Raw genomic sequence first — 4,351 nt, forward strand, 5'->3', positions numbered from 1 at the left:
TGGCTTGAAAAAGCACTAAAGCCTCACTTCATTGTGGGGCTTTTTTTATGCCTAAAGTTTAATAAAATTAGCTCAAACCAGCGTTACAAAATATGGATGATTTGACACATTCATTTGATTTTAACCGTGCATACTTATTAAGTATTTAGACATAATGGGTGTCATTTTAAATTATAGACAACAAATGAGCCTTACTGAGGAATTAACCACTAACAAATCAATAAGCTTATTAATTAATAATTATTATAAGGATTCAAGATGCAAGAGTTTAAACATAAAGAATTTAACGAATTATTTGACCTCTCTGGAAAAACTGCCATTGTTACCGGCGGTGCAAACGGGATTGGTAAAGCAACGGCATTACGCTTGGCACAAGCTGGGGCAAACATCGCTATCGCTGATCTGAAATTGGAAGACGCCAAAGCGGCGGTAAAAGATATTGAAGCGTATGGCGTAAAAGGTTTGGCCGTCGAATGTAATATCTTAAAAGATGAAGATTTGGTCGCCATGGTAGAAAAAGTAGTGGCTGAATTGGGTAGTATTAACATTCTAATTAATAACGCTGGTGGCGGTGGCGGCGGTAAAGAGAACCCATTCAAAATTTCAGTCGATGATATCCGTCGTGATTTTGAGCTCAATGTTTTTAGTGGTTGGCGTCTATGTCAGTTATGTGTACCGCACATGAAAGAATCAGGCTATGGTTCAATTGTATTTACCACTTCTATGTCAAGTATTGATAAAGAGCCAAACATGAGTGGTTATGGAGGTTCAAAAGCGGCCGTTAATCACATAGTTGCAGACTTAGCGCATGATTTTGGTCCTGAAGTACGTATTAATGCAGTAGGCCCAGGAGCTACTCGTACTGACGCGCTAAAAACAGTACTGACACCAGAGATTGAAAAGAAAATGCTCTCACATACGCCAATCAATCGTTTAGGCGAGGCCGATGACATTGCTGGTGCGATGCTATACTTTGCTTCACCAATATCGGAATGGGTAAGTGGACAAACTATCTTCGTTAATGGCGGTGGTGTGCAAACGCTAAATCAATAGAAAATAGCACTATCGGAAAATAGATTATTTTTCTAAAAAATCAGCACTATATAATTAACGATATGCAATTAACAAAAAAAGCGCTATTTAATCAAGTATTAAGTAGCGCTTTTTTGTCTATTTTAAATAGTGACGTGTTAATGGCAGAGCTAGGGCGTATCATACTTTAGCTGTTTTTATGTCCCATAAGGCTGTTTGCCACCCATGCTGGACCGATTAATAAGAATTGTAAATCTTCAAAGAAAGAAGGCTTTTTACCTTCGATTTTATGACCGACAAACTGTCCAATCCAAGCAACCACAAAGACAGCCGCCCAAATTTTAAAGCCCCAAGGCAATAATGCCATCACTGAAAGGCAAATAAGGATAAACATACCCATTGCTAAAAACAGCGGCGTTGATAAGCGCATATAAAACAATAGTACCAATGCGCTAAGCACCAAGGTAAACCAAACCGACAGCGACATCCCCATACCTAATAGACTGACAAAAATGGTAGGAACGCATAGCCAATGGATTTTTTTATTGACTAGGTTTTGGTGACTGACAGAGTATTCGCTGAGCCATTGCTCAAGCGTGCGTTTAGACAGATGCTTTTGCTGAGTACGAGACATACTAACCTCCTTGTTAGCAAATGAATGAATGACTGACTGACTAACTAATAATAGTAGTTAAATACAATAGTTAATTAGAACTACTTACTACTAGTTGTAGCACTAATTTATGTAACCTGCCATTTTATCTGGTAAACCGCACAGTCAAGCCTTCTTATCCTTTCACTCTTATATGCATTATTTTTCAGCTGTAACACGAGTTGTCGTCGTCATTCATTATCGCGTGGGTGTTGGCAATTTCATAGCATCTTGCTCGCTGCGATGCCATTCGTAAAGACCGATAAAAGAGTTCACTTGATAAATCATGGTTTGAATAGCAAAGATATAGTTGCCAGACATGAGGTTGACGATCAGCCAGACGAAGTTGACGATAATCCATAACCACCAGTTAAATGAATAACGTAGAATCATTGCCGCTTGTGCGGTGATAGAAAGCACAAACGCGATGACGTTGATCCAAAAGAAAGAGATCAACCCTAAAAACTTACTGTTGTCGTCTTCAACCACCGCATAGCCGTAGCTTGCTAGTAAATCATTCACCACTGGAAAGAGGGCGAGACCAATCACAATAAACGCTGCTGTAATCAACCAAACGGCTTTGCTGGCAGATTTGGGTACCATATCACCGTCAAGGTCAGTGTGTTTTGACCAATAAAAAATACCGTAAACATGGGTAAAAAAGTTAAAAAGTGGCGCTAGCATCAAACCAACTGCGCCAGATGTTGCCTGTACCACGACTTCACCAGCGGTTGCGCCCATGCCAAAGCCATTACCCATGACGTTTTTGCGGAATGACAGTGACACCACACAAATCAGGCCAATAAAGGATACCGCCAAATAAAACCAATCGAGAGTGGTATGCTCTGTGGTTAGCCAAAAGCCTGCAGACAACGCAATCACCCCACAAATGAACCAAGTAATAATCCATTGCATCGCCCATTTTCCAGTGATATTGTCCAATAGCTGAATACGCATTGTTTTTTTCCCTAAAAACGCATATCAATAACAACGCTCTGCTCATCAAAAAACGTCATTAAAAACATACTGATAAAAGTTTATTGTTATAAAATTACTATTAAAAATAGCGTTATTATAAATTTATTATTATTGAGTTTATTGAGGACACGCCCTAATTACTTTACGGTTTTTTGCCATAAATAGCTTGGTCGATAAATAACAGTGCTTGCTGATAGCGCGCATCGTAGTCAGGTTTATCAACCATATGTGGTTCAATATTGTGTTGAGTAAAGATATCTAATAACCGTTGCTCAAACCGCCCACGTGCCTCAGGCGTGCCTAATGAGCGCATACCATCGGCAACCCACGGTGTATTATTGTCCAGCATAATTGTATGGTCGAGACGAAACTCATCGATACAGGCCGTGACGAAGGGATGGGTCAGCCCTTCGTACTCTTCACAGAATGCTTGTGTGGTCACAAAGTCGGTATCAACGATAGTAACAGGCGCGGTTGCTTTGGCCTTGGCATCGCGAATAGCCTGAGCATGATTCAGGGCAATGGGTCCGTAATCACTATATTGTAGCCCAATCTCACTACCGCCCAAGTCTGTGCCGACATATAGTCTTCCCATTTCAAGTGCAAAGCTGGCACCATAATAGTTGGCAAGTTTATGTACTAGAGTTGTCTTCCCTGAGCTTTCGCCACCTACAATAGCCACTGTTTTAGTGTAATCAGGACGTGCATGTGGGTGGATTGCCGGCCAATGCACTACTGGGTTACGGGCAATAGCATAAGAATCAAACTCAGTCTGTAGCGGGGTAGTGACGACTGGCAGTAGTAGCTGTTCTTGGATAGTACTGTCCGCTAATGGGTGGTTTTCTGCGACAAACAATACCGTCTCAGCTGGCAGTTTTAGCGCTTCCATCAAACGTTGTAATTTGGCATTGCTGGCTGGGATATCAATTGTTACTTCATTAAAGTCCTCATGCAACGGTAGCTCAATCTCATCAGTGATATGAATATGGATAAAAGGTAAATCGGCACATGCCATCTGTAGCCAACGCGCTTTATCTTGCAAGGTGATGTTGAAATCTGGGTGCGGAGCAGGGTGTGCCATAATGACGATATTGAGTGTTTTTGCTTGTCCTGCTGCGTCCAATATACTGCGCATCTGCCCTAGATGCAGTGGTTCAAAATGCCCGATCATCAAGCCTGACTCTTCCATAACTTCTCTCATTTTATTTATATATATTTTTCGTGGGTAGTTTTACTTATGAATATTTTGAATTTTTAGTTATTTATCAGCATGGTATAAAGGTTTGAGGCGATTTACAGGTAGGTTATTGTAAGTAGGCGTTATTTTATGAATTTATTATTTAGTAAGATATAACCTATGGATTGGTTGTGTTAGTTGTATTTAATAATAGCGTTGTTAAATAAATCGTCATCTTGTAGAATAAAATAATAAGAGTTAGCTACTTCTCAATTAAAGTATTCTGCAATTGTAACAAATTATGTAATAATGGGGAAACAAAGCTAGTTATGAAACATTTTGAAATAATTATTTAAAATCAGGGGTTTACGTGGGTTTTTGAGAGATTAGTGCAAGCTTGGTTAGCATAAACTCACAAAGCACGTCTACATCCTCAACAGATGAAATGCTAATTGTTGCTATACTTGTTTACAAGTTCAGAAAGCCAAGCAACTTTGATTAGAGCTTTTAAA

The 4,351-nt window shown here is 39.8% G+C and carries 4 protein-coding genes; 1 reads left to right on the forward strand and 3 read right to left on the reverse strand.

Annotated features, from left to right (window positions below; all coding sequences use genetic code 11):
* Positions 1-258: 258 nt before the first annotated feature.
* Entirely contained in the window at positions 259-1,053 is a 795-nt protein-coding gene (locus ACT3TU_RS13580; RefSeq protein WP_192524920.1) for a glucose 1-dehydrogenase, read from the forward strand.
* Positions 1,054-1,219: 166 nt separating this feature from the next.
* On the opposite strand, the gene ACT3TU_RS13585 is transcribed toward ACT3TU_RS13580, so the two are convergent.
* The 3 genes from ACT3TU_RS13585 to nadR form a co-directional block, all read right to left on the reverse strand.
* The gene (locus ACT3TU_RS13585) at positions 1,220-1,666 is read right to left on the reverse strand and encodes an Mpo1 family 2-hydroxy fatty acid dioxygenase (protein WP_192524976.1); all 447 of its coding nucleotides are present in this window, start codon (positions 1,664-1,666) and stop codon (positions 1,220-1,222) included.
* Positions 1,667-1,882: 216 nt separating this feature from the next.
* Positions 1,883-2,641: a nicotinamide riboside transporter PnuC gene (gene pnuC / locus ACT3TU_RS13590; RefSeq protein ID WP_192524903.1), complete on the reverse strand. Its 759-nt coding sequence runs from the start codon at positions 2,639-2,641 to the stop codon at positions 1,883-1,885.
* Between the two features lie 163 nt (positions 2,642-2,804).
* Positions 2,805-3,851, reverse strand: a complete 1,047-nt coding sequence (gene nadR, locus ACT3TU_RS13595; RefSeq protein WP_192529771.1) for a multifunctional transcriptional regulator/nicotinamide-nucleotide adenylyltransferase/ribosylnicotinamide kinase NadR — start codon at positions 3,849-3,851, stop codon at positions 2,805-2,807.
* Positions 3,852-4,351 lie beyond the last annotated feature (500 nt).

This window comes from Psychrobacter sp. AOP3-A1-26, assembly GCF_052378235.1.
Taxonomy (GTDB): Bacteria; Pseudomonadota; Gammaproteobacteria; order Pseudomonadales; family Moraxellaceae; genus Psychrobacter.

Bases quoted from the DNA above. Each gene is read 5' to 3' on its own strand.
- ACT3TU_RS13585 (WP_192524976.1), bottom strand. From the start codon at position 1,666: ATGTCTCGTACTCAGCAAAAGCATCTGTCTAAACGCACGCTTGAGCAA.
- nadR (WP_192529771.1), bottom strand. From the start codon at position 3,851: ATGGAAGAGTCAGGCTTGATGATCGGGCATTTTGAACCACTGCATCTA.
- pnuC (WP_192524903.1), bottom strand. From the start codon at position 2,641: ATGCGTATTCAGCTATTGGACAATATCACTGGAAAATGGGCGATGCAA.
- ACT3TU_RS13580 (WP_192524920.1), top strand. From the start codon at position 259: ATGCAAGAGTTTAAACATAAAGAATTTAACGAATTATTTGACCTCTCT.